Consider the following 26,967-nt stretch of genomic DNA (forward strand, 5'->3'; position numbering starts at 1 on the left):
TAAATGGGATTCCGCGTTTATCAATCCTTCCTCTAGGTTGTTCCATGTTGGGCATTGTTCATCTTTCCACTTTTATTATTGGCACCATTTTAATTGTTTTATTACCCGGTCCAAATTCGCTATATTTACTCGCCACCGCTTCACGATATGGCATACGCGCAGGTTATCTTGCCGCTTTAGGCATTATTACAGGCGATAGCTTACTTATTTTAGCCACGGTTTTGGGTGCAGCATCAATTTTACACACCTACCCTGTAACCTTTATTGCGCTTAAAATTATTGGGGCATCTTATTTAAGTTATTTGGGTATTAAGTTATTTTTACACAGTGTTGAAACATGGAAAAAACATCATAACCCACCAGAAACTTTAGCCATTGAAGCCGATATTTCAGAACTTGCCAAAGCACAAACGCCGTATCGGACGGCGCTTACCATTAGCTTACTCAACCCCAAAGCCATTTTATTTTTTCTGTCATTCTTCGTACAGTTTGTTGATGCCAAAGCCAGCTCCCCCGCTTTGAGTTTTTTATGTTTGGCGCTTATTCTACAAAGCATTAGTTTTAGCTATTTAACCCTACTTATTTTTGGCGGACGTAAACTGGCTAACTATTTTTCACAGCATCATCGCTTATCTAGTGTGGCCATTTGTATTGTCGGCATTTTATTTATTGCATTTAGCCTAAAACTTGCTTTTTCAAGTATTTAAATTAAAAAATGGCTAAAAATAAAAGAATGATCGGATTTCGATCTAAATAAAAAATTAAAGTAAAAATTATTTTCAAATTCCCACAACACAACAAAAACCATAAAAAATCCCCTTTTATTCGGGGATTTTTTAGCAAACTTACATAAAGAATCAACGGCGATTATAAATAGCCATGGCCGCAGGTAAATTCTTTTGCATTGCTTCAATACGCTGCTGATTCGATGGATGGGTTGATAAGAATGCGGGACTACCTGCGCCTTCCATCTTATTCATTTTTTGCCATAAGGTTAATGCCGCTTGTGGGTTATAGCCCGCTTTTGCCATCAACATTAAACCGCCATAATCTGCACGTGTTTCCAAGCTCCGTGAATATGGTAATCCTACACCAATCTGGCTGCCTAAATCTAAAGCAGTTCCACCTAAACCACCGGCACTGTTGCCAACATAGCCTTTACCAATATCAACGGCAATGTTGGTCAATACATCGGCACCGACTTTATTTTTAGAATGTTCTTCTAAAGCATGTGTCATTTCATGCCCCATCACCGCAGCAATTTCTGCATCGGTTAGGTTTAATTTATTCACAATGCCTGTATAAAACACAACTTTACCACCAGGGGCAACATAGGCATTAATGGTGTCAGATTTCAGTACCGCCAATTGCCAGTTAAATGCCTGACCCGTTTGGTTCATTTGATTGGCATATGGAATTAAGCGTAGCATGACTGCGTTAATGCGCTTATAGGTCGATGAGGATGTATCTAACTGACCTTTTTGCTGTGCATCCTGACGCATTTTAGTAAAACTTTGCGCAGCTGAAGCATTTAAAGTGGCAGAATCTGCACCTGCCATATCGGCAATGGTGGTACAACCATGCAAACCTAACATTGCTGTACAAATAACAGCGCCCTGCATCCAATTCATTTTCATGCAAAAAACTCCACAATATTTCATTTATTCAATGCTTTTTTCAATTATATATAAAATATTTTTATAACTGTATGTGCTGTTTTACAGTTGAACTGTTTCATTGTGTAATTGCTGTTTATCTGAACATAAACAAAAGCCAAAACAATAAACAAATTAAATTCAATGCAAAATAAATTTTACCCAAAACTTGGGTCAGCTTGTGGAATCGGGGTTGATGCCGCACCAACAATAAAAAAATATTTTGCAATAAAATCAGCGGTAAAAACACGCAGGCCAAAACTAAAGTTAACCCGATAAACCCAGAAAGCAATACATCTTGATGATGCGTCTGATCTGAAACAATCAGCATAGCAATAGATGGCGCGCCACCCAAAGCAAATAAAAAAGAATAAAACAAGGTTTTGGTTAAATCGGCATTTAACTTCATAAACAGACTTTAAAAAAATAACTGACCATTTGTTTTAACTGGATTTTTTAAATTGTAGTAGTCAACTTTGGTCGATAAAAAACGCGCCATATAGGCGCGTTTTCAACTTTAGCACTAAATATTAAACTTAGTTGCCAAATGGATGACGTAAAATAATGGTTTCATCACGGTCTGGACCGGTCGACACGATATCAATTGGACATTCAATTAATTGCTCAATACGTTTAATGTAGTTAATCGCATTTTCTGGCAATTGATCCATTGATTTCACACCAAACGTTGATTCAGACCAACCTGGGAGTGTTTCGTAAATTGGTTTTAAGGTTTCATACGCTAGTGCGTCAGATGAACCAACACAGCCTGAATCTGCACTTTCATAACCTACGCAGATTTTGATCTCTTCTAAACCATCTAATACGTCAAGTTTAGTTAAGCAAATACCAGATAGTGAGTTTACATCTACCGAACGGCGTAGAATTTCAGCATCAAACCAACCACAACGGCGTTGACGACCTGTAGATGCACCAAATTCGTGACCAACTGTGCCTAAATGTTTACCAATCGCATCGCCTTCATCAGCGGCTGCGTCATAAACCAATTCGGTTGGGAATGGGCCAGCACCGACACGCGTGGTATATGCTTTAGTGATACCAAGCACATAGTCTAAATGTAATGGACCTAAACCAGAACCCGAGCTTACGCCGCCCGCAGTTGTGTTTGAAGATGTTACATACGGATATGTACCATGGTCGATGTCAAGCAACGAACCTTGCGCACCTTCAAACATGATGTTTTTGCCCGCTTTACGGCAATCGTGTAATTCAGTTGTTACATCAATCACTAATGGAGCAACCACTTCACGCCATTGGTCACACAGTGCCAATACATCTTCAAGTTTAACTGCTTCAACACCATAGTATTGAGTCAATTGGAAGTTATGGTATTCCAATAATTCAGTGAGTTGTGCAGTTAAATGCTCGCCACCACGAACAAGGTCGGCAACGCGAATGGCACGGCGCGCAACTTTATCTTCATAGGCTGGGCCAATACCACGACCTGTTGTACCAATTTTAGCATTACCACGTTTTTTCTCACGTGCTTGGTCTAATGCAATATGGTTTGGAAGAATTAATGGACAGTTTGGAGAAATACGTAAACGTTCTTTAACAGGAACGCCTTCTTTTTCCAGAATATCCATTTCTGTAATGAGTGCAGCTGGAGAAAGTACCACACCATTTCCAATTAAGCACAATACGTTTTCACGTAAAATACCCGATGGAATAAGATGCAAAACGGTCTTTTTCCCGCCAACAACTAGCGTATGACCAGCGTTGTGTCCACCTTGATAACGAACTACGGCAGCCGCTTGATCTGTAAGCAGGTCAACGATTTTACCTTTACCTTCGTCGCCCCATTGGGTACCAAGTACCACAACATTCTTGCCCATAATAGCCTCAATTACATCATGCTGTTAAAACTGAAAAAATAGCCAATTTGCTTGTTATTGATCAACAAATTAGCCATTCACTAAATTTTTTCGATCTGCCAAATATTATTCTTGAGCAACAAAACGTGTGTTGCATAAGGAATAGAAGTCAAATCATCATTTCCAAGCAATTGCACAACACGATGCCCTTCTGCACGAGCTTCTGCAATTGCTTTAACTAATTCGGGTTGCTGCCCTTTAGGTGCTACTATAGTTTCTATCTGTTCAAACTGCCCTGCGACCAAAGCATAAATATCGCAGCTAAAACCTGTTGCAGGACGCGCACGACCAAAATGTTCACCAATGCCATCGTAGCGCCCACCTTTTGCTAAAGGGGTTGCCCATTGTGGCGCATAAACGGCATACATTAAACCCGTATGGTAGTGATAACTGCGCAGTTCAACCACATCAATACCAATATTTAGCTCTGGCCAATATTTTTGAATCGCTTGACGTGCTTCTACTAAAATAGCCAATGCTGTTTTAAAAGCATCATCATTTAACACATCTGCACTTAAATATTGTTGCAATGCGTCTAAATCACTTGCATAACGACCTAAAGTGTAGAAATCATCACCAAATGGCAATTGTGCTGTAAATTCTTTTAATTCAGGTAAGGCTTTACGCTGATATAAATCCGATAAAGCAGCTTCAGTGTCTTTATTTAATTGTGCTTTATTGACCAAACTACGGAATAAACCGACATGCCCTAAATCTAAATGCGCACCTTCTAAGAAATCGAAACGTCCTAACAAACCCAACATTAGGTTAATCAGTTCGATGTCTGCATCAATACTTTCTTGCCCGAAAAGTTCAGCACCCAATTGTAAAGGTGTGCGCGATGCACTTAGCCCTTGTGGGCGTGTATGCAACACGGTACCGGCATAGCAATAACGTGCAATGCCTTCAACGGCGTGGACATGTGCATCGATACGTGCAACTTGCGGTGTGATATCGGCACGAATTCCAAGCAGACGCCCCGATAACTGATCAATGACTTTAAACGAAACTAAATCTAAGTCTTGATTCGGTTTAGAAAGTGAAGAAAGAGATTCGATATACTCAATAAATGGTGTATAGACCAATTGGTAGCCATGAACCGACAAATAATCTAAAGCTTCACGGCGAAAGGTTTCAATTACTTGCGCTTGTTCGGGTAGCACATCGGCTACACCATCAGGCAACAACCATGTCTCTGAAATGGGCATGCTAACAACCTAAAATCTGATCGAAGCGGTCATAATCCGCATAAAAAAATCGGGAACACACCCGATTTCTCCTAGTCTAGCACGTAAGTTATACTCATGCACCTGACAATTTTGGGAAATTATAACCTTAAAACTCGCCCAAAGTGGCAGGCTTTCTCTTTATTTTAAGCATACAACCCATTGAATTAGGTACGACTGCGTGTATCTTCTGCATTTTGTGTATTTATAACGGCAAAGTCGTGGTTTGTTTAATGTTTTGTAAAGGAATTTCGGTTTTTACGTTTTGGATTCCTGTAATTTTATTCAGCCGTTGAATCTGAAATTTTCGATACGCTTCTAAATCTGCCACCACAATACGCAAGAAAAAATCACAATCGCCTGCCATTAACTGACATTCCACCACTTCGGGCAAATCTTGAATAGATTCTACAAAATTATTCACGGTTTTCGCTTCTTGGTCTTTTAACCAAATCCGAGCAAATACGGTCAAACCTAAATTCACTTTCATGGGATTAATTAACGCGACATATTTTTCAATCACGCCATCTTCTTCAAGCTGCTTTACACGGCGCAAACAAGGCGATGCCGATAAACCGACAATTTCTGCAAGTTCGTTGTTTTGCAGCTTCCCATTTTGCTGCAAGACTTGCAAAATATGCGTATCAATTTTATCCAAAACAACATCCCGAGTATAAAATTTCAATTTCCATCTATTATTTAGCATAAAAAACCTATTCACAAGCAATTATCTAAATAATTTAGTAACAAATAGCGGTTCCTTTTCCATAAAATAGCTTTTCTCATCGCATTGTATTTGATTTTTAAAAGGTAATTTGGTCATGTTGGCACAAAAAGATACGGTACAAAATTTAAATGAGTCGGAGGACTTGGCTGAATTTAAACGTGGCCTTAAAGTATCTATTCCTGTGCTGCTTGGCATTATTCCTTTTGCTTTAGTGCTAGGCACACAAGCCACCCAAAAAGGGTTTAGCATTTTAGAAATTCCCCTTCTAACCGGCTTAAACTTTGCTGGCGGTTCAGAATTTGCGGTTTTAGAAGTATGGACCAATCCGCCACAAATTCTTATGCTCATGTTCATTACTTTTTTAGTGAATAGTCGCCATTTATTAATGGGTGCAAGCCTTGTGCCTTACTTAAAACACCTGCCTAATTCAAAAGTATTTCCTGCATTATTTTTTATGTGCGATGAAACATGGGCAATGGGTTTGGCAGATGCACAGCGAAATTCTAAAACCCGTACCACACCGCATTTTAGCCTCTCTTTTTATTCGGGGATGTGCTTTTCACTGTATGCCATGTGGATTGGATTTACTGCACTCGGTGGCATGATTGGCCCTGTTCTCGGCGATATTTCTCGCTTTGGCTTTGATATGGCATTTCCTGCGGTGTTTTTAGTGTTACTTAAAGGCATGTGGAAAGGTTTTCATGCGGCTCGCCCATGGTTTGTGAGTCTTGCAGCAGCAGTAGTGGCGTATCTTTATTTGCCCCAAGGTTGGTATGTCCCTGTAGGCGCCATTACTGGCATCGTAACCGCATTTTTATTGGCAGGAGATGAAGAAGAATGATTCATCTTTCAACCTTACTTGCAATTTTATGCATTGCATTCACCACCTATATGACACGGCTTTTAGGTTATGTATTACTGAAAAATAAGACTTTAACCAAACGCCAAGCCAATATTTTAGAAGTTGTGCCCGGCTGCGTATTAATTTCGGTGATTGCGCCTTATTTTGTACAAAATAATGTTGCCGACTTAATTGCAATGGCAATTACTTTACTGGCGGCAAGCAGATTTTCACTGCTCCCGACGGTTATTATTAGTATGTTTTCAGCAGCAATTTTACGCTTAGTCCTTGCATGATGCGATTGCATCATGCATTTGCATTTAGAATCATTCTAAATCTGTTCAAACGACTCACATAAATCGAGCAAACGATTCGCATAACCCCATTCGTTGTCATACCACGCAAAAACTTTTGCTTGTCGCCCCACCACCATGGTTTGGCTTAAATCCACAATCAGTGACTCGGGTGAATGGTTAAAATCACTTGAGACCAAAGCTTCTTCGGTTACTGCCATAATCTTGCTATAGATGGTTTGCGCAGCCTCGATGAATGCTTGGTTTAAAGCGTCTACCGATATTTCTGACTGTGCAATAAAACTTAAATCTATTGCAGCAACATTAATGGTTGGAATACGAATCGAATAACCATCAATTCTGTGTTCCATTTTTGGCATGACTTGCTTAAGCGCACCTAATGCACTAGACGTGGTTGGAATAAAATTATGCCCTGCGGCTCTGGCACGGCGTATATCACGATGTGCATGATCTAAAACAGACTGATCGGCTGTTACCGCGTGTATTTCGGTCATTAACGCCGATTCAATTCCAAATTGATCATCTAAAATTTTTACCAACGGCACTAAGGCTTGAGTCGTACACGACACACTCGAAATAATTTTGTCGGATGTTTTCACATCTAAATGATTCACCCCATATACTACGGCTACATCTACCGTATCAAAAGGCGCTGCACCAATAATCACGCGTTTTGCGCCCGCCTGCAGATGGCGTGTTGCCGCCGCACGAGAACGAAATAAACCCGTACATTCTAAAACAACATCTATATTTAAAGTATCCCAAGGTAACTGGTCTGGGTTTGCCCCACGAAAAACTTGAATCTTTAGCTGTCGATGGGCCGTTTTAACCCATAAAAACTGATTTTCTTGTTCAATCACAATTTCAACCTGTCCTTTAAAACGGCCATGGGTTGAATCGTACTTAAATAAATGCACTAAGGTTTCGATGTCTGCAATATCATTAATCGCAACAATCTCAAAATGAAATGGCTGTGGACTTTCAAACCATGCGCGCACGGCATTACGACCAATTCGACCAAATCCATTGATTGCGACTCGTTGCATGATTTGTGTTTCCCAATGACATCAAATGAAGCGGATTATCTTAAAACATTCAAGATAGTGATGATAGTTGAATTATCAGCTTTTGAGTGCCAATTATCTCAGCATAAGCCACTTTCAAAACAAGAACTTATTTTTAAAAGTAAAATAGATAGGCAAACCTGATTTAATTTTCATAGATTTGTCGTAATTTAGCGCCAAAATCATTGGTCATACCCTTATTTTTCGTTATACTTTGGCGTTTTTAAAATTTTATAAGCCACGCATGAATCGAATATCATGATTCAATTCGATTCATGCGTTTAGCCAAAATGATAATGGAGTGACTTGTTGTGAGTACACGTTTTATGACTTCCGCTGAAATTCGTGAAGCCTTTTTGCATTTCTTTGAAACCAAAGGTCATACACGTGTCGCCTCAAGCTCGCTTGTCCCTGCCAATGACCCGACATTATTATTTACAAATGCGGGCATGAACCAGTTTAAAGACTGTTTCTTGGGTTTAGAAAAACGCGATTATATCCGTGCGACATCGTCACAAAAATGTGTCCGTGCCGGTGGTAAACATAACGACTTAGACAACGTTGGCTACACTGCGCGTCACCATACGTTTTTTGAAATGCTGGGTAACTTCTCGTTCGGCGATTACTTCAAACAACAAGCCATTACTTATGCTTGGGAATTTTTAACAAGCGAAGAATGGTTAGGTCTACCAAAAGACAAACTTTACGTGACTGTTTATGAAACTGACGATGAAGCTTTTGACATTTGGAACAAAGATGTAGGTATCGATGCGAGCCGTATTATCCGCATTGGCGACAACAAAGGCGAAAAATACGCATCAGATAACTTCTGGGCGATGGGTGATACGGGTCCGTGTGGTCCATGTTCTGAAATCTTCTTTGATCATGGCGATCATATTTGGGGTGGTCTACCGGGTACACCTGAAGAAGATGGCGACCGCTTTATTGAAATTTGGAACAACGTTTTCATGCAGTTTAACCGCACTGCAGACGGTGTTTTACATGCGCTTCCTGCACCATCTGTCGATACAGGCATGGGGCTTGAACGTATTTCTGCAGTTTTGCAACACGTTAATTCAAACTACGCAATCGACTTATTCCAACACTTAATTCAAGCTGCGGCTGAATTAGTCGGCATTAAAGATGAAGGACAACCTTCTTTACGTGTTCTTGCAGACCATGCACGTTCTTGTAGCTTCTTAATTGCCGATGGTGTGAATCCTTCAAACGAAGGTCGTGGTTATGTATTACGCCGTATTATTCGCCGTGCAGTTCGTCATGGCAATAAATTGGGTGCAACAGGTTCATTCTTCTACAAAATGTTACAGCCTTTAATTGATGTGATGGGCGAAGCTTATCCGCAACTTATTGAAAGCCGCGAGCGTATTGAAGCTGCACTACTTAAAGAAGAAGAGCAATTTGCCAAAACCTTAGAGCAAGGCTTAAAAGTACTTGAAAGCGAATTAAGCACGCTCAAAGGGAATGTGATTCCGGGCGAAGTGGTGTTTAAGCTTTATGACACTTACGGATTCCCTGCTGACTTAACTGCCGATATTGCGCGTGAACGTGAACTTAGCATTGATGAAGCTGGTTTTGACCGCGAAATGGCTGCACAACGCCAACGCGCGCGCGATGCAGGCAAGTTTAATGTGGACTACAACAGCATTGTGAATGTAGACAGCACCACGCAATTTGATGGTTATGATGCAACACAAGGCCAAGGTCAAATTATCGCTATTTACAAAGATGGTGCACAAGTTAACGAAGTGGTTGAAGGTGATGAAGCGCTCATCGTACTTAACCAAACGCCTTTTTATGCAGAAAGTGGCGGTCAAGTTGGCGACACAGGTATTTTCCAAAACGATACCGGTATTTTTGAAGTTCAAGATACCAAAAAATCGGGTTCTGCCTTCGTACATCAAGGTATTGTCACCATGGGAAGCTTAACTGCGAACCAAAATGTAAATGCCATCGTTAAAGCCGATTTACGTGATGCCACTGCACGCAACCACTCGGCAACGCATTTATTGCATGCTGCATTGCGTCAAATTTTAGGTGACCATGTGCAACAAAAAGGCTCATTGGTTGCATCAGAAATTTTACGTTTTGACTTTGCCAACGACCAACCGGTGTCATTCGAACAATTGCAACAAATTGAGCGTTTAGTCAATGCTGAAGTGATTGCCAACACCGTTGTTTCGACTGAATTGCTTGATATCGAATCTGCCAAAGCCAAAGGCGCAATGATGCTGTTTGGCGAAAAATATGGCGAAGAAGTTCGTGTACTTTCGATGGGTTCTATCATTGACGAGAAAAATTTCTCCATCGAACTGTGTGGCGGTATTCACGTTAAACGCACGGGCGATATCGGCTTATTTAAAATCACCTCTGAAGGTGGTGTGGCGGCAGGTGTGCGTCGTATTGAAGCGGTCACAGGCACCAAAGCTATTGAAGTTGCACAAAAAGCCGATACCGACATTCAACACATTAATGCTTTATTAAAAGCACAAAAAGATCAAACTGTAGAACGCGTTCAAGCTGCTGTAGAACAAAATTCAGCATTGCAAAAGCAAATTGAACAGCTCAACCAAAAGTTAGCCAACTTCCAAGCGGCAGAACTTTTAAGCCAAGTTCAAACCGTAGCGGGTCGTTCTACATTAATCGTGACTGTGCAAAATATGGATGCGAAATCACTCCGTAATTTGCATGACAGTGTAAAATCAAAATTAGAAGATGCTGTAATTATTTTAGCCGGTACTGACGCTGACAAAGTCAGCCTAATTGCATCGGTGGCTAAACAATTTACCGCTCATCTAAAAGCAGGCGACATCATCAAACACTTAAGTTCTGAACTTGGTGGTAAAGGTGGTGGTAAACCTGACTTAGCACAAGGTGGCGCGCCACTAAATGACAAGTTTGCCCCTGTTCTTGCAGCATTGCCTGCTTGGCTTGAGCAAAACTAAGACTTCACTTTTGTGTAACTGACCCTGAACGTCGCTCAGGGTCATGGCTTATATGGAATAAATATGGCTTTAATCGTTCAAAAATATGGTGGAACTTCAATGGGTACTGCCGAGCGCATTTTAAATGTTGCTCGCCGTGTGAAGCGTTGGCACGATCAAGGCCACCAAGTGGTCGTGGTGGTATCTGCAATGAGTGGTGAAACCAACCGCTTATTGGCACTTGCAAAAGCCATTACCGAAACACCTGATCCTCGCGAACTTGACCAAATGGTCTCAACTGGCGAACAGGTGACGATTTCCATGTTAGCGATGGCACTCAATTCTATTGGTGTGGAAGCTAAATCGTATACCGGTCGCCAAGTGTGTATTAAAACAGACAGCGCGTTTACCAAAGCACGTATTGAGTCGATTGAAACCGATGCAATGACTGCAGACTTAAATGCAGGTCGTGTGATTGTGGTTGCAGGTTTCCAAGGTGTTGACGAATTTGGTAATACCACAACACTAGGACGTGGCGGTTCAGATACCACTGGGGTTGCCCTTGCTGCTGCACTTAAAGCAGATGAATGCCAAATTTATACCGATGTTGATGGGGTTTACACTACCGATCCTCGCGTTGCGCCAAAAGCGAAAAAAATTGACCGCATTTCTTTCGAAGAAATGTTAGAAATGGCATCTTTGGGTTCAAAAGTTTTGCAAATTCGCTCGGTTGAATTTGCAGGAAAATATCAAGTTCCGCTACGTGTATTATCTAGTTTTGATAATGAAAACGATGGCTCATTTGATGAAGACTTTAAACAAAATGTTGGCACACTCATTACCACTGAAGCGGAAGACTCTATGGAACAGCCTATTATTTCTGGTATCGCATTTAACCGTGATGAAGCGAAACTCACCATTTTAGGTGTACCTGATGAACCAGGCATTGCTTCAAAAATTCTTTCACCAATTGGTGCGGCAAACATTGAAGTCGACATGATTGTACAAAACATCGAAGAAGATGGTACAACAGACTTTACTTTTACAGTGAACCGTAGCGACTTTGCCAAAGCAAAAACCATTTTAACCAACATTGCTAAAGAAATTAATGCACGTGAAGTAACCACTCGTGACGATATTGTTAAAGTGTCTATCGTGGGTGTAGGTATGCGTTCACATGCAGGTGTTGCAAGCAAAATGTTTACCGCTTTAGCAGAAGAAAGCATTAATATTTTAATGATTTCAACCTCTGAAATTAAAATCTCAGTTTTAATTGAAGAAAACTACTTAGAACTTGCTGTACGTAGCTTACATACAGCATTCGGTTTAGACCGTGAACACGGTGAAAGTAGCGCACGTGCGTAATTTTTTACCAAATCCCTGATTTTTTACGGGATGTACAATAAAAAAACAGAGCCACCCTATTCTCCATAGAGTGGCTCTGTTATATTAGAGAGTATTATTAAGAGAATATTGCAAAAATTTGTTAATCGATCACATTTTATCGATCTTTAAATAATTTTTTATATTCTTTTTTATGATTGTGGTTTAAATTTTGCATGACAGCAATGCAGGTTTAGCGTTTAGCAAGGAGAGAAACATGCTGATTCTGACTCGACGTGTCGGAGAAACTTTAATGATTGGGGATCAAGTCAGTGTGACCGTACTTGGTGTAAAAGGCAACCAAGTTCGTATTGGTGTGAATGCTCCAAAGGAAGTATCAGTACATCGTGAAGAAATCTACCAACGCATTCAACATGAGCGCGCGATGCACGAACACTTACAAAACCTCGATCAAGATTATCAACCATCTTTTTACAACGATGAATTTAGTCAAGATAAATTTAACCGCTAAGTAATGTATGCAATGCGTCCACTTCGGCCATTGCAATCAATAAAAAAAGCGATCCTTGAAGGATCGCTTTTTTTTAATCACTATTGAAGACCAAGTGCCCTTTTCACTGGCGCGTAACTACGCCGATGCTCCGCAATTACGCCATATTTTTCGATGGCTTCAAAATGCGCTTTGGTTGGATAGCCTTTATGTTTGGCAAAACCATAATCGGGATATTGTGCATCTAATGCAACCATTTGCCGATCACGCGTGACTTTGGCCAAAATACTGGCCGCACTAATTTCAGCGTGTAAGGCATCACCACCCACAATTGCCTGACAATCTATTTCAATACCTTTGGGAATTTGGTTGCCATCGACCAAAACTCGATTCGGAACAATTGCCAATCCTTCAACTGCTCTTTTCATGGCAAGAAAGGTGGCTTGCAAAATATTATAGCTGTCAATTTCGGTATGACTGGCTTCGGCAATCGACCATGCCAATGCTTTTTCCTGAATCTCTAAAAAAAGTTTTTCACGCTTTTTTTCGGTAAGTTTTTTAGAATCATTTAATCCTTCTATTGGATTATTTGGATCTAAAATTACCGCAGCAGCCACAACTGAGCCAACCAGTGGGCCTCGCCCCGCCTCATCAACACCCGCAGTTTTGAGTTGCATCATCATTTTATTTTAAAGCTTCTGTGACACATTGATTCAGCGTGCGACTAATCGCGTTACTTGCAATACTTGTACGCGCAGCAGGATCAATCGCTGCAGTCGCTAAGTCTACAGCAGTCACACTTGATGGCGCTTTTTCGCTCACGCAGCCGCAAATATTGCCTTGAACAGTTTGTTGTTGTTCGGCAGAAAGTGTTTTGCTGATGGTTTTCCATGCATCAAGTTGATTCAATTCGGTTGTACATTTTGCATTCACTGCAACTTTAACCGCAGTCATGCCAATTTGTTCAGCAGCAGAACCGTAAGTCGATGCATTTTGTGTTGAAGACGCACCTAGCCCATCTGTTGTTGCGCATCCAGATAAAATAGCTGCCAATGATGCTAAAATGAATACATTCTTTTTCATCTTAATAGTCCTAAACAATTGACTTAAAAACATAAGCCGCATTTTGCCTGATTCTTTGGCTTAACAGCTTAATTTTTTGTATGTTCCTGCAAAAGAATGCGGTGTCTGGATAAATTATAGGCACGCTTATACCGAGCATTTCATAAATGCAACAGCAATGTTGCTGTAATGTGCTTCTAAAATTTGCTCTATATTTTTATAATCTAAAAAATCGCTCGCCACTTTATAAAGAGTCCCTCTATGGATAATAGCAAGCCTCAATATTACACTCGTACCGCACAAGCCCTGCACTGGCTCATGGCAATCATTTTTATTACTGCGTGGGCCATTGGCTTCTATAGTGGGAACTTCTTAAATTATACCGCAGATGGTGAATTTAAAGGGGATGTCATCACCTTGCATAAAAATATTGCAACCACAATTATTTTCTTGGTGGTGATTCGAATTTTTTGGCGCTATACCCATCCTGCACCGGCTTTACCGGACAGCATGTCGCCACAAATGAAAGTATTTGCCCACATTGGTCATTTAATTTTATATGTTTTATTGGTGGCGCTGCCAATTTCGGGTTGTTTATTTAGTTGGACGGCAGGTCATCCTGCGCCGGTGTTATATTTATTTAATATCCCAACCCTTGTTCAACCAAATCCTAAATTACTGGCTTTTTTTGAACCACTGCATGTTTATCTTTCGTGGTTTGCAGGTTTATTAGTTGTGGGACATATTGCCGCAGCACTCAAACATCACTTTGTCGATAAAGATAATATTTTGCAAAGTATGACGCGCCAAGCGAAAAAATAAATCCATAAAAAAGGCATTTCAATTTGAAATGCCTTTTTTATTAAAGTGCGTGGATTTGATTAATCCATTTTTCTTTTTCTGCTTCAGTTAAGAATGAAGCTTCAAACGAATTAATGGCCAATTGCTTTAATTCGGTTTCGGTTAAATTTAATGCTTGAGTAATGGCAAAGAAATTATCATTCATATATCCACCAAAATAAGCGGGATCATCCGAATTTACAGTCACACACAAGCCCTGAGCCAATAAGCGCTGAATATTATGCTGCGCCATGTCATCGACCACACAAAGTTTTAAATTACTTAAAGGGCAAACGGTCAGCGGCATACGCTCTTTAATTAAACGAGCCAATAATTCAGGATCTTCTTCTGAACGCACACCGTGATCAATTCGGTTCACATGCAGCAAATCTAATGCTTCCCAAACATATTCTGCTGGGCCTTCTTCGCCAGCATGCGCCACTATTAAAAAACCTTCTGCGCGTGCTTTTGCAAAAACACGTTCAAATTTTGCAGGCGGATGTCCAAGCTCGCTTGAATCTAATCCAACACCAACAATAACGTCTTTATAAGGTAAGGCTTGTTCAAGTGTTTTGAAGGCCTCTTCTTCGCTTAAATGACGCAAGAAACACATGATTAATTCAGAGCTAATGCCAAATTTACTTTTCGCATCAACACAAGCACGGCGAAGACCATTCAAGACGACGTCAAAGGCAATACCACGGTCGGTATGGGTTTGCGGATCAAAGAACATTTCTGTATGTACAACACGATCTGCATGGCATTTTTCAAAATATGCCCATGCTAAATCGTAAAAATCTTGCTCTACCAGCAAAACATTTGCACCAGCGTAGTAGATGTCTAAAAATGATTGTAGATTGTGAAAGTTATAGGCTTGTTTAACTTCTTCTACACTTTTAAATGGAATATCCACCTGATTACGTTTCGCGATTGCAAACATTAACTCAGGTTCGAAAGTACCTTCAATATGTACATGTAACTCGGCTTTAGGTAAAGCCTGAATCAGATCTGCGTGATTCATACGATCTCCTGAAAAACAAAAAGGGTGTAAATATCAAACGATTTACACCCTGAGCTGCTAAAGCAGCGCAAGAATAAGATTCACCTCATATAGAGATGAATTAAGCATTAACCACCAAATACCATAAATTTAATTGCCCAAAGTACGGCAACAATCCAAACCATATATGGCACAGATTTAGCTTGACCTGTAAATAATTTAATTAAGGCGTAGCTTAAAAAGCCCATTGCAATACCATCGGCAATTGAATACGCAAACGGCATAAACACAATGGTTAAAAATGCAGGAACGGCTTCGGTAATATCTTCCCACTCAATATTTACAATGCCTTGAATCATCAGCACGCCAATAAAAATTAACGCAGGCGCTGTTGCAAAACTTGGTACAGATTGTGCCAATGGTGCGAAGAATAAACATGCAAGAAATAAGCCTGCAACCACAACCGCTGTTAAACCCGTACGTCCACCCGCAGAAACACCCGATGCCGATTCAATATAAGGCGTTGTAGACGATGTTCCTAAAGCCGCACCAGCAATAATGGCTGATGAATCTGCAAAAAGTGCCTTTTTCAAACGCGGTAATTTACCATCTTTAAGTAAGCCGGCACGGTGTGCAACACCAACTAACGTTCCGGTAGAATCGAATAAATCGACCAAGAAAAACACAAAAATTACGCCAACCATACTTGCGCTGAATAGACCATGAAAATCCATTTGGAACAGCGTTGGTGCAATTGAAGGGACTTCGCCAACAATGCCTTGAAATTTGTTTAAGCCTAAGAACGAACCCAATACGGTAACCGTTAAAATGCTAATAATAATTGCACCGCGCACTCTAAAATGATGCAGAACCACAATCATTAAAAATCCAAACAATGCCAATAACGCTGGAGCTTGCTTTAAGCTACCTAAACCAATTAACGTTGCATCGTTATGAATAATGATACCTGCATTTTTTAAACCAATTAACGCAAGAAATAAACCAATACCACCGCCAATTGCAAATTTGAGTGACATTGGAATGGCATTCACAATCGCTTCACGAATTCTTAAAAAGCTAATGATGACAAAGATGATTCCTGAAATGAAAACAGCAGCCAATGCCGTTTGCCAAGGAACACCCATACCAAGACAGACAGAATAGGTAAAGTAAGCATTTAGCCCCATGCCCGGCGCCAGTGCAATTGGATAGTTTGCAAGCAAGCCCATGACAAGACAACCAATCGCTGCAGCAATACACGTTGCAACAAAGACTGCACCATGATCCATGCCTGTTGCAGAAAGAATCATTGGGTTAACAATTATGATGTAACACATTGTGATAAATGTGGTTACGCCTGCCAATATTTCTGTTCTTAGCGTGGTGTTATTTTCAGTTAACTTAAATAAACGCTCAAGTAGACCAGAAGAAGAATGAGGAGTCGCCATATATAGCCCTTGATAAACTGCCTATCCTGCACATGCTTTATATTGTTAAAGAACAGCAAGACAATAATGATGCCTATGCTGATAATAACCAACAAAGGACTTAGACCAAATGCCACCGCATTACAGCAAACGATAGCTTACTAAAACCAAAAAAGCTGCATGTCGATGCAGCTCTTATAAAGCATATACATATCAGTCATGTATATAGTTTTTGCAGTATATCATAACTACATTCAGGTAGTGAATGCCTCTATAAAAATACCAATTTAAAAAATATCTTATATAACAATATTTTAGATAATTTCAAATCATTACTTAATTTCAATTCCCGACCAACACGCCAATGTAACTCGATCATTATTGCCATAATCTTGAACGGTACGAATCTGACTAAATTGTTCAGCTTCAAAGATAGACTGCACCGCCTGTGCCTGATCATAACCATGTTCAAGCACCATCCACCCCTTTGGATTCAACCACCGTTTGCCCTGCACAATAATTTCACGCAAATCGGACAAACCTTTTTCTAATGCCACCAAAGCACGGCGTGGTTCATGTTGTAATTGCTGCATGTGAATATCTTCTGCATCAATATACGGCGGATTTGAAACAATTAAATCGAATTTTTGTCGAGGAATGACATCAAACCAAGCACTGCATAAAAATTTAACCCGATCTAAACCATACTTCAAGGCATTGCGCCGAGCAACATCTAAGGTCGGATGATAAATATCTGTTGCTAAGACTTGCCAATCTGGACGTTCGCTGGCCAAAGCCAACGCAATTGCGCCTGTACCCGTCCCCATATCGACCATAGAGGTTGAAAAAGGCAAATCGAGCGCAAGTACAGTTTCAATTAAAATTTCTGTGTCTGGGCGAGGCACCAACGTATCTGCACTGACTTCTAAATCTAAAGTCCAAAATGGCTGCGAACCCATCACATAGGCTAATGGTTCACCTTGCGACAAACGCATGAGCCCTTGCAAATAAGTTTGTTCTTGTTCAGCACTTAATTGCTCCATGCAGCGCAGTTTAAGTTCTAATACGCCTGTTTTTACAATATCAGCAAGTAACCACATCGCTTCTTGGCGTTCATAACTGTCTGCTTCGCCGCGCAAATTCAGTGCTTGTCCAATATTCATTAGCCGCCATTCTCTTGTGCTAACATCGCCAATTGGTCTGCTTGGTATTCGCGATGCAAACTGTCTAACAATTCGGTTAAATCACCTTCCATAATGGCATCTAACTTATATAAAGTTAAATTAATTCGATGATCGGTCATGCGCCCTTGCGGATAATTATAAGTGCGAATTCGTTCTGAACGGTCGCCCGAACCGACTAAATCACGGCGCATTTCTGAGGTTGCGGCATCGGCTGCGGCACGTTTTGCATTTTCTAATCTTGAAACCAACAACGCCATGGCTTTGGCTTTGTTCTTGTGCTGCGAGCGCTCATCCTGACACTCCACAACCACGCCAGAAGGAATATGGGTAATACGTACTGCAGAATCGGTTTTATTAATATGCTGACCACCTGCGCCCGATGCACGATAAGTATCGATGCGTAAATCGGAAGCATTGATTTCAACACTGGTGTCTACATCCACTTCAGGCAAAATTGCAACCGTACAGGCAGAGGTATGTACACGGCCTTGCGACTCTGTGGCCGGCACACGTTGCACACGATGCGCGCCGCTTTCAAACTTTAAGCGACCATAAACCCCTTCACCATCTACACGGCAAATTACCTCTTTATATCCACCATGTTCGCCTTCATTTTCAGACAAAACTTCAATACGCCAACCTTTCGATTCGGCATATTTACTATACATGCGGAATAAATCACCCGAGAAAATGGCAGCTTCATCACCACCCGTTCCAGCACGAACTTCTAAATAAGCCGCATTGGCATCGTTCGGATCTTTAGGAATCATTAAAATGCTGAGTTCACTGTCTAAGCGTTCTAATAAGGTTTTATTTTCCTTAATTTCCTCTTGCGCCATTTCTTTAAAATCGGGATCAGCCAGCATACCTTCAGCGGTTTGAATGTCTTCTTCTGCCTGACGATATTGTTTCCAAACATCGGTAATTTCGGTTAAATCATTATGCTCACGGGATAATGCACGAAAACGTTTGTTATCAGAAATGACTTCTACGTCAGCCAATAGCGCAGTTAATTCTTCATGACGGTCGGTGAGTTGGTCTAAACGTAACCGCAATGTTTCTTTCATTGTCAAAATATCTCAGATTCAGGCAGAACTTCATTAATAATAATGAAATCATTTAATTTTAAATGAGGCATAGTTTACCCATTCTGCGGCATTTTTCATATATAAAGCCGGAAAAACTCTCCCGTCATCGCTGCAAGATTACCGCATGAAAAATAAAGATATCCTTTCAGTGACTTAAACACAGCAAAAGCGAATGACTTTTCACCACTTTGTAATCAAAGTTATCTACCCATAGCTGAATTTAATACAAACCAAACAAAGCTTAACTAAAAGTAATCAATAGATACCATGATCTCCATTAACAAGCAGAATTATTTTGTTACTTTCTCTGGCAATCAAAATAGTACGTTAAGGGATGTAAAAAACCATGAAAAAAATCACTGCTGTGATCATTAGCACACTGTTAAGCACAGCCGCATTGTCACCATTGAGCCATGCAGGCAACTCTACCGATATTGCACTCACTAGCGCATTAGGCAGTGTTGTTGGAACAACGGTTGGACGCCATATGGGTGGTGGAAGTGGCGCATTAATTGGTTCGGCTGTCGGCGGTGGTGCAGGTGCAGCCCTTGCTAGCGATCGACGTAACCGCACATCGTCAACCATTGGCGGTGCGGTGGGCGGCGCAACAGGCTATAGCGTGGGCAACAGCATGGGTGGTCGTAATGGTGGTTTGGTCGGTTCAGCCGTGGGTGCTGCGGGCGGTTCTGCTTTAGGTAATCGCCTTGCCAACGACAAACGTGCCGAACGCGAACGTAATTATGATTACGCACGCCATTCGCGGCACCACCATCACGGTCATCGCTACTATTATTAAGCAACGCAGCACATCTCGACATAATAACAACACCATTAAAATGATGGCGCATTATGGAGCAGCTTGGTTTTGCCAACTGCTTCTTTTTTTTACACACTTTGCATACAGCTTCATCTGCCATATGGACAGCTTTTAGCTTAACCATTTATAACAAAGTTGTACTTATTCTAGATTTTCTGACCCACCTTTTTTTGTTATAACATAACCAAAATAAATTTGAGTGGATACAATGCGCGTCTCACAACCTTTTGCTGTTTTACTCTCTTGTTTCATGCTTTACGGTTGTCAATCCAATGTATCCAAACCTGTGATCAGCTCTCCATCAACAACAGGAAGCGTCATTACGCCACCAAGGATAAATCTTCCTGCACGCGCGCCAGCACATCACTCGCCCAACCTACCTCCCTCTGTGAATTACCAAAACTGGTTATTACAAGACAACCATTTGCAACAAGTCAGTAGTTATAAGCAATTTTTGCTCGAAAACAATATTCGCCTTCCCGTAGCAGATGAAGAATTTTTTCGATCAGCCAGAAATTGGCAAGCCTGCCACCTTGAAGAATTTAGTGTTCCACAACCCGAGCTTTGGCAAAATATGCGCCCTACACTCACGTTACTCAATACGTTATTGGCACAAAAAATCATTTCAGATATTGAACTGACGTCAAGTTATCGTCCAAGTGAACTTAACGCCTGTGTTGGCGGTGCAAAGTCGTCCAGTCATTTAAGCAATAATGCGGTAGATTTTCGAATTGGCCCTGAACAGCCTTCTTTGTTAGATCAAGATTTTATTCAGCAAAACAAACTTCAGTTGTGTAAATTTTGGCAACAACATGGCAAAACCTTTAATATGGGTTTAGGTGTTTACAGTACAGGGCAAATTCATATCGACACCAAAGGTTTCAGAACCTGGGGGGTCGACCATACATGGCATAGCTCGCCATGCGCTGAAATTATTCCCTAAGCAAAATTAACTTAAAGTCAAATACAGGCTTTCTTTAACTTCTTCCATAACCACATAACTATGCGATGATGCCGATGCAGGCAGTTTTTTTAATAAATCGCCCAGTAGGCGCCGATAGGCACTCATCTCCTTTAAGCGCGCCTTAACTAAATAATCAAATTCTCCCGAAATTAAATGGCATTCCAACACTTCGGGGATTTGCGCTAAATCGGCCGCAACATGATCAAACACATCGCCCGATTTAGCAGACAATTTAATTTCTAAAAAAACCAATAAATTCTTATCAATATGCGCAGGATTCACCCGTGCATAATAGCCCATAATGACGCCTTCGCGCTCTAATCGCTTCACCCGTTCCGAACACGGTGTGGTCGATAAATTCACTCGCGCGGCAAGCTCGCTAATTGCAATCCGCCCCTCTTGCTGTAAAATTTCTAGAATCAGGCGGTCGGTACGATCGAGTGGACGCATATTTTTCCTTTAAAGCCGATTTTTTCACTACAAAAAACTATATTTTACCTTCTTTTGATATTGAAAATAGTGAAAAAAACTCATCTTCCAACCATATACTAGGCAAATCAACTAAAAAATCATTCAGAGGGATTGGGGATGCATGTCATCATTTTAGGTAGTGGCGTTATTGGGGTCACCAGTGCATATTATTTAGCCAAACAAGGCGCAAAAGTGACTGTGTTAGATCGCCAACCCAATCCTGCTGAAGAAACAAGTTTTGGTAACGCAGGTCAAATTTCACCGGGTTATTCAACCCCTTGGGCAGCACCGGGAATTCCTTTAAAAGCAATGAAGTGGATGTTCCAACAACATGCGCCTTTGGCCATTCGTTTAGATGGTTCACTTTGGCAATTACGCTGGATGTCGCAAATGCTGGCCAATTGTAATGCGCAAAGTTATGCTATTAATAAAGAGCGTATGACACGTGTGGCTGAATATAGCCGCGATTGCTTGCGCGAACTACGCAAAGAAAGCGGCATTGCTTACGAAAACCGCTCAGGTGGCACCTTACAAGTCTTCCGTAACGAAGCACAGCTTGAAGCCGTACAACGTGACATTAAAGTTTTAGAAGAATGTGGCGTTGCGCATCAGTTGTTAAATGCAGAACAACTCTCTTCCATTGAACCTGCGCTCGCACAAGCGAAAGATCGTTTAGTCGGTGGCTTACAGCTTCCAAATGATGAAACTGGCGACTGCTATTTATTTACCAATAAGCTTGCCAAAATGGCGCAAGACTTGGGCGTTGAATTCCATTTTAATCAAAATGTAACGGGTTTAACGTGGGAAAATGATCGGATTACTGGCGTAAAAGTTGGCGATGAAGTTCTGCATGCCGACCAATATGTATTGGCATTTGGTAGTTATAGCCGCGACTTTATTGCACCGTTAGGTTTAGATGTGCCTGTTTATCCTGTTAAAGGCTATTCAATTACGGTACCGATTATCAATGAAGCGCTTGCACCACAATCAACCGTTTTAGATGAAACCTACAAAATTGCCGTGACACGTTTTGATAATCGCATTCGTGTGGGCGGTATGGCAGAACTGGGTGGTTTCGATTTACGCTTAAATCCTAAACGCCGCGCCACACTTGAAATGGTCGTAAACGATTTATTCCCTGGTGGCGATGTCAAACAAGCCAGCTTTTGGACAGGCCTACGCCCAATGACGCCAGACAGCACTCCAATTATTGGCGCAACCCAGTATAAAAACTTATTCTTAAATACAGGACACGGCACATTAGGCTGGACAATGTCGTGTGGTTCAGGAAAATTACTCAGCGACATCATCTTCCAAAACAAAACGGATATTGATACCGAAGGTTTAGCAATCAGCCGTTATGCTAAATAATCCTGAAAGAAAAAGAGCTGATCCATGATCAGCTCTTTTTTTACTTACAATAACTTAACCAATTCGGCGTTTTAACCCCGTCATTTGTAAAACACGGGTTGAAATTTCTTCAATCGACATTTCAGACACATTTAAATATGGAATGCCTTCTGAAATATAAATCCCTTCTACTGCACGAAGTTCCATTTGGCATTGGTTAAAGCTGGCATAGCGGCTATTGGCTTTACGCTCGCTACGAATAGCAACCAAGCGTTCTGCATCAATCATTAAACCAAATAGTTTGTGTTTATGTTCTTTTAACACTTTTGGCAAACGGTTGTCGTCTAAATCTTCCTCTGTTAGTGGATAGTTCGCCACGCGAATTCCAAATTGTAATGACAAATAAATAGAGGTTGGCGTTTTACCCGAACGAGAAACGCCGATTAAAATAATATCGGCTTTATCGTAATGGCGTGTACGTGCGCCATCGTCGTTATCTAAAGCAAAATGAACGGCGTCAATACGTGCTTTATAATATTCCGAATCGGTCACCGCATGGGTTTGTCCAATTAGCGTGGTTGGTCGTGTACCTAATTCTTGTTCTAGCTTACTAATTAAACCTTCAAAAACATCCAAATTAACCGCTTTGGCAGTATTAATAATGTCGCGGACGTTCTGGTCGACTAAAGTATCAAATACTAAAGGCAATTTACCATCTTCATGCTGACACGCGTTGATTTCTGCAACCACTTTCATGGCTGCTTCTTCTGTTGCAATATAAGGAATGATATGCACATCAAAGCTTACGTTAGGAAACTGTGCGAGTAATGAATGTCCAAGGGTTTCGGCAGTAATTGCAGTTCCATCTGAAATGAAAAACACACTTCGTCTAATTTGTTTCGCTTCAGGCATTAAAAAACTCCTCAAATATTTGTCTTAGTAACGTATATTCTTTATAGTAATCGCATCTTACAGAACTATGCCCTAGTTAGCAGCAAAAAACTACTCTAGGCTAGTGTTTTAACATGATCAGATAATGAGTCATATACTGCAAAAGTGGAGAGACTACTTTGGAAGCGCGTGTAATTGGTCTAGAAAAATTAGGAAAGCATGATGTCGAATTGGTGGGGGGTAAAAACTCATCATTAGGCGAAATGATCAGCCATCTTTCAAATGCAGGAGTATCCGTTCCGGGTGGTTTTGCAACAACGGCTGCGGCTTATCGTGAATTCCTTGAGCAAAGTGGATTGAATGCAAAAATTCAGGCTGAGCTAGATCAACTTAATGTTGACGATGTGATTGCTCTTGCAGAAACTGGAGCAAAAATTCGTCAATGGGTCGTTGAAACTCCGCTTACGAAAGAACTCGAAGCTGAAGTTCGTGAAGCGTTCCGTGTAATGTCGAATGGCAATCCTGATATTGCCGTTGCAGTTCGCTCATCAGCCACTGCTGAAGATTTACCCGATGCATCGTTTGCAGGCCAGCAAGAAACCTTCTTAAACATTCGTGGGATTGACAATATCCTAATTGCAATTAAAGAAGTGTTTGCCTCTCTTTATAACGACCGCGCGATTGCATACCGTGTTCACCAAGGTTTTGCACATGACGTTGTTGCACTGTCTGCTGGCGTACAACGCATGGTACGTTCTGAAACAGGCGCAGCCGGTGTAATGTTCACTCTAGACACAGAATCTGGTTTCCGTGACGTAGTATTCATCACAGCATCTTATGGCTTGGGTGAAATGGTTGTACAAGGTGCAGTTAACCCTGACGAATTTTACTTATCTAAACCGCTATTAAAGAACGAAAAACATGCTGTGATTCGTCGTAATCTGGGTTCTAAACACCAAAAAATGATTTATGGTGAAGAAGCTTCGGCAGGTAAATCGGTTGTTGTGGTCGATGTCGAAAAACAAGATCGCCAACAATTTGCTTTAAATGACCACGAGTTACACGAGCTTGCAAAACAAGCCCTCATCATCGAGCAACATTACGGCAGCCCTATGGACATCGAATGGGCAAAAGACGGTGATGATGGTCAAATCTACATTGTTCAAGCCCGTCCTGAAACGGTAAAAAGCCGCCAAAATGTTGGCACTATGGAACGCTACCTATTAAAGCAAAAAGGTACCGTGATTGCTGAAGGTCGTTCAATTGGTCAACGTATCGGTTCGGGTAAAGTCCGCATCGTGACATCGATCAAAGAAATGGACAAAGTCCAAGATGGCGACGTACTTGTTTCAGATATGACAGACCCAGATTGGGAACCTGTAATGAAACGTGCCGCAGCAATTATTACTAACCGTGGTGGTCGTACATGTCATGCAGCCATTATTGCACGTGAATTAGGCGTACCTGCTATTGTTGGTAGCGGCAATGCAACCGAAGTGTTAACTGACGGTCAAGAAGTCACAGTTTCTTGTGCTGAAGGCGACACTGGCTTTATTTATGAAGGTGCATTGGATTTCGAAATTCAACGCAACTCAATTGAATCGATGCCAAAACTTCCGTTCAAAATTATGATGAACGTAGGCAACCCTGACCGTGCATTTGACTTTGCTCAAATTCCAAACGGTGGTATTGGTCTAGCACGTTTAGAGTTCATCATTAACCGTATGATTGGTGTGCATCCAAAAGCATTACTCAATATTGACAGCTTGCCACGTGAAACCCGTGCAGCAGTCATGACACGTACTGCCGGTTATGCATCTCCAGTAGAATTCTACGTAGAAAAACTGGTTGAAGGGATTACCACTCTAGCCGCTGCTTTTGCAGATAAGCCTGTTATTGTACGTATGTCTGACTTTAAATCGAATGAGTATGCCAACTTAATCGGTGGTAAGTTGTACGAGCCTGAAGAAGAAAACCCAATGTTGGGCTTCCGTGGTGCAAGCCGTTACGTTTCTGAAAACTTCCGCGACTGCTTCGAACTAGAATGCCGTGCATTGAAAAAAGCACGCGATGAAATGGGTTTAACCAATATCCAAATCATGATTCCATTTGTGCGTACAGTTTCTGAAGCAAAACGTGTCATTGAACTTCTTGCGCAAAACGGTTTAAAACGTGGTGAGAATGGCTTAAAAGTCATCATGATGTGTGAATTACCAACCAATGCGTTATTGGCTGAACAATTCTTAGAACATTTTGATGGTTTCTCTATCGGTTCAAACGACTTAACCCAATTAACACTTGGTTTAGACCGTGACTCAGGTATCGTTTCGCACTTGTTTGACGAACGTGATGCTGCAGTAAAAGCGCTACTTTCTATGGCAATTCATGCTTGCCGTAAAGCAGGTAAATACGTGGGTATCTGTGGTCAAGGCCCTTCAGATCACCCTGACCTTGCAAAATGGTTAATGCAACAAGGTATTGAATCGGTTTCACTAAACCCAGATTCAGTGCTTGATACATGGTTCTTCCTTTCAGACGAAAAAGTCAAACAGCTTTAAGTCAAACTGAAAACATGTTAAAAAAGACCCATACGTTGGGTCTTTTTTATTAGATATAGAGTAAATAGAAATATGCAAATTTATTTAGCACGAAACAATCAGCAAGCTGGCCCGTATACATTAGAACAAATTAACCAAATGCTGGCAGCACAGCAAGTTTTACTAACCGACCTTGCTTGGCATCAAGGGATGACCGAATGGAAAGCCTTAGGCGAACTCACTCAAGGTAAAAATGTTTATCAACCACAAGGTTATGCACCAGAAATACCGACGTTTAACCCCCAACCAACACACCATATTGAAGTAAAAAAAGCAGAACTGGCATCCATCTATAAACGCACAGTTGCTAAAATCATTGATTTTGCACTCTGGATTCCTTTTTTTGCGATTCCCTCTTTTATGCTTGATGAAACAGCAAAAAATAAGATTTTAGAGTTTCAACAAACCACCTTTAGTGCAGAAACACAGCAGCAAATTTTTGATTTAATTCCAGCGCAAGCATGGCAAACCATGGCGGTTTACTTACTAATTATGTTGGCCTTTCAAGCCTTTTTACTGGCAAAATCAGGGCAAAGTTTAGGCAAACGCATTATGGGCATTCAAATTGTAGATGCGCAAACATACGAAAAAGTTGGGCTGACTCGCGTCTTCTTATTACGCAGTATTGTCTTCATTATTCTGAATTTTTTATCTATGCCAATCATCACAATTTTAGATTACGCTTTTGCATTCGGTAAAAAAAGACAAACTTTGCACGACTTAGTGGCAAAAACCAAGGTAATTAACCGACAGAATTAAACATCGACACGTTAAAGTT

Annotated in this window: 26 protein-coding genes; 12 read left to right on the plus strand and 14 right to left on the minus strand. The window is 41.0% G+C overall.

Translation table 11 applies throughout. From position 1 onward, the window contains the following. Positions 1-44: 44 nt before the first annotated feature. A complete protein-coding gene (gene leuE / locus I2F62_RS00800) occupies positions 45-707 on the plus strand; it encodes a leucine efflux protein LeuE (protein ID WP_324625130.1) in 663 nt (220 codons plus the stop codon). A gap of 150 nt (positions 708-857) precedes the next feature. Here the strand turns inward: leuE and I2F62_RS00805 are convergent, their stop codons facing one another. The 5 genes from I2F62_RS00805 to I2F62_RS00825 form a co-directional block, all read right to left on the minus strand. Beyond that, on the minus strand, positions 858-1,631 hold the full coding sequence (locus I2F62_RS00805; protein WP_324625219.1) for a M48 family metallopeptidase: 774 nt from the start codon (positions 1,629-1,631) through the stop codon (positions 858-860). Between the two features lie 121 nt (positions 1,632-1,752). Next, positions 1,753-2,064 carry a hypothetical protein gene (locus tag I2F62_RS00810; protein WP_324625131.1) on the minus strand — a complete coding sequence of 104 codons (312 nt, stop codon included), beginning with the start codon at positions 2,062-2,064 and terminating at the stop codon, positions 1,753-1,755. A gap of 127 nt (positions 2,065-2,191) precedes the next feature. Further along, positions 2,192-3,511, minus strand: coding sequence for an adenylosuccinate synthase (locus tag I2F62_RS00815; protein ID WP_324625132.1), 1,320 nt, complete (start codon positions 3,509-3,511; stop codon positions 2,192-2,194). A gap of 80 nt (positions 3,512-3,591) precedes the next feature. Beyond that, entirely contained in the window at positions 3,592-4,758 is a 1,167-nt protein-coding gene (locus I2F62_RS00820) for an ATP phosphoribosyltransferase regulatory subunit (protein ID WP_324625133.1), read from the minus strand. Between the two features lie 223 nt (positions 4,759-4,981). Beyond that, positions 4,982-5,434 carry an Lrp/AsnC family transcriptional regulator gene (locus I2F62_RS00825; RefSeq protein WP_324625134.1) on the minus strand — a complete coding sequence of 151 codons (453 nt, stop codon included), beginning with the start codon at positions 5,432-5,434 and terminating at the stop codon, positions 4,982-4,984. A gap of 163 nt (positions 5,435-5,597) precedes the next feature. Between I2F62_RS00825 and I2F62_RS00830 the strand changes: the two genes are divergently transcribed. Both I2F62_RS00830 and I2F62_RS00835 read left to right on the plus strand, forming a co-directional pair. Beyond that, a complete protein-coding gene (locus tag I2F62_RS00830) occupies positions 5,598-6,344 on the plus strand; it encodes an AzlC family ABC transporter permease (RefSeq protein ID WP_324625135.1) in 747 nt (248 codons plus the stop codon). Further along, a complete protein-coding gene (locus tag I2F62_RS00835) occupies positions 6,341-6,640 on the plus strand; it encodes an AzlD family protein (RefSeq protein ID WP_324625136.1) in 300 nt (99 codons plus the stop codon). Before I2F62_RS00830 ends, I2F62_RS00835 begins: the two co-directional genes overlap by 4 nt. A 35-nt stretch (positions 6,641-6,675) precedes the next feature. Here the strand turns inward: I2F62_RS00835 and I2F62_RS00840 are convergent, their stop codons facing one another. Further along, positions 6,676-7,704, minus strand: coding sequence for a type I glyceraldehyde-3-phosphate dehydrogenase (locus I2F62_RS00840; RefSeq protein WP_324625137.1), 1,029 nt, complete (start codon positions 7,702-7,704; stop codon positions 6,676-6,678). Between the two features lie 329 nt (positions 7,705-8,033). On the opposite strand from I2F62_RS00840, the gene alaS reads away from it, so the two are divergent. From alaS to csrA, 3 genes are all read left to right on the plus strand, one after another. Next, entirely contained in the window at positions 8,034-10,685 is a 2,652-nt protein-coding gene (gene alaS / locus I2F62_RS00845; RefSeq protein ID WP_324625138.1) for an alanine--tRNA ligase, read from the plus strand. Positions 10,686-10,748: 63 nt separating this feature from the next. After that, positions 10,749-12,029, plus strand: a complete 1,281-nt coding sequence (locus I2F62_RS00850; protein WP_324625139.1) for an aspartate kinase — start codon at positions 10,749-10,751, stop codon at positions 12,027-12,029. Positions 12,030-12,264: 235 nt separating this feature from the next. Then, entirely contained in the window at positions 12,265-12,519 is a 255-nt protein-coding gene (csrA, locus tag I2F62_RS00855; RefSeq protein ID WP_324625140.1) for a carbon storage regulator CsrA, read from the plus strand. A gap of 80 nt (positions 12,520-12,599) precedes the next feature. Here the strand turns inward: csrA and rnhB are convergent, their stop codons facing one another. After that, entirely contained in the window at positions 12,600-13,175 is a 576-nt protein-coding gene (gene rnhB / locus I2F62_RS00860) for a ribonuclease HII (RefSeq protein WP_324625220.1), read from the minus strand. Between the two features lie 7 nt (positions 13,176-13,182). Beyond that, entirely contained in the window at positions 13,183-13,581 is a 399-nt protein-coding gene (locus I2F62_RS00865) for a hypothetical protein (protein WP_324625141.1), read from the minus strand. A 240-nt stretch (positions 13,582-13,821) separates the two neighbouring features. Between I2F62_RS00865 and I2F62_RS00870 the strand changes: the two genes are divergently transcribed. After that, positions 13,822-14,382: a cytochrome b gene (locus tag I2F62_RS00870; RefSeq protein ID WP_324625142.1), complete on the plus strand. Its 561-nt coding sequence runs from the start codon at positions 13,822-13,824 to the stop codon at positions 14,380-14,382. Positions 14,383-14,422: 40 nt separating this feature from the next. On the opposite strand, the gene I2F62_RS00875 is transcribed toward I2F62_RS00870, so the two are convergent. The 4 genes from I2F62_RS00875 to prfA form a co-directional block, all read right to left on the minus strand. After that, a complete protein-coding gene (locus tag I2F62_RS00875; RefSeq protein WP_324625143.1) occupies positions 14,423-15,421 on the minus strand; it encodes an adenosine deaminase in 999 nt (332 codons plus the stop codon). A gap of 107 nt (positions 15,422-15,528) precedes the next feature. Further along, positions 15,529-16,848, minus strand: a complete 1,320-nt coding sequence (locus I2F62_RS00880) for an NCS2 family permease (protein WP_324625144.1) — start codon at positions 16,846-16,848, stop codon at positions 15,529-15,531. A gap of 311 nt (positions 16,849-17,159) precedes the next feature. Continuing rightward, a complete protein-coding gene (prmC, locus tag I2F62_RS00885) occupies positions 17,160-17,990 on the minus strand; it encodes a peptide chain release factor N(5)-glutamine methyltransferase (RefSeq protein ID WP_324625145.1) in 831 nt (276 codons plus the stop codon). After that, positions 17,990-19,078, minus strand: a complete 1,089-nt coding sequence (gene prfA, locus I2F62_RS00890; RefSeq protein WP_324625146.1) for a peptide chain release factor 1 — start codon at positions 19,076-19,078, stop codon at positions 17,990-17,992. Before prfA ends, prmC begins: the two co-directional genes overlap by 1 nt. 367 nt (positions 19,079-19,445) lie before the next feature. Here prfA and I2F62_RS00895 point away from each other — a divergent pair, with 367 nt between their 5' ends. After that, positions 19,446-19,895 carry a glycine zipper domain-containing protein gene (locus I2F62_RS00895; RefSeq protein ID WP_324625147.1) on the plus strand — a complete coding sequence of 150 codons (450 nt, stop codon included), beginning with the start codon at positions 19,446-19,448 and terminating at the stop codon, positions 19,893-19,895. A 229-nt stretch (positions 19,896-20,124) separates the two neighbouring features. Beyond that, on the plus strand, positions 20,125-20,859 hold the full coding sequence (locus tag I2F62_RS00900; RefSeq protein ID WP_324625148.1) for a D-Ala-D-Ala carboxypeptidase family metallohydrolase: 735 nt from the start codon (positions 20,125-20,127) through the stop codon (positions 20,857-20,859). 6 nt (positions 20,860-20,865) lie between these two features. Here I2F62_RS00900 and I2F62_RS00905 read toward each other — a convergent pair whose 3' ends face one another. Further along, complete coding sequence (locus I2F62_RS00905; protein ID WP_324625149.1) at positions 20,866-21,330, minus strand: Lrp/AsnC ligand binding domain-containing protein; 465 nt, start codon at positions 21,328-21,330, stop codon at positions 20,866-20,868. Positions 21,331-21,468: 138 nt separating this feature from the next. On the opposite strand from I2F62_RS00905, the gene I2F62_RS00910 reads away from it, so the two are divergent. Next, positions 21,469-22,722, plus strand: coding sequence for a D-amino acid dehydrogenase (locus tag I2F62_RS00910; RefSeq protein WP_324625150.1), 1,254 nt, complete (start codon positions 21,469-21,471; stop codon positions 22,720-22,722). A gap of 54 nt (positions 22,723-22,776) precedes the next feature. On the opposite strand, the gene ppsR is transcribed toward I2F62_RS00910, so the two are convergent. Next, the gene (gene ppsR / locus I2F62_RS00915) at positions 22,777-23,613 is read right to left on the minus strand and encodes a pyruvate, water dikinase regulatory protein (protein WP_324625151.1); all 837 of its coding nucleotides are present in this window, start codon (positions 23,611-23,613) and stop codon (positions 22,777-22,779) included. Positions 23,614-23,771: 158 nt separating this feature from the next. Here ppsR and ppsA point away from each other — a divergent pair, with 158 nt between their 5' ends. Both ppsA and I2F62_RS00925 read left to right on the plus strand, forming a co-directional pair. Beyond that, complete coding sequence (gene ppsA / locus I2F62_RS00920; RefSeq protein WP_324625152.1) at positions 23,772-26,150, plus strand: phosphoenolpyruvate synthase; 2,379 nt, start codon at positions 23,772-23,774, stop codon at positions 26,148-26,150. Between the two features lie 72 nt (positions 26,151-26,222). Next, positions 26,223-26,948 carry an RDD family protein gene (locus I2F62_RS00925; RefSeq protein ID WP_324625153.1) on the plus strand — a complete coding sequence of 242 codons (726 nt, stop codon included), beginning with the start codon at positions 26,223-26,225 and terminating at the stop codon, positions 26,946-26,948. Positions 26,949-26,967 lie beyond the last annotated feature (19 nt).

It is taken from the genome of Acinetobacter sp. MD2(2019), assembly GCF_035615615.1.
Classification (GTDB): domain Bacteria; phylum Pseudomonadota; class Gammaproteobacteria; order Pseudomonadales; family Moraxellaceae; genus Acinetobacter.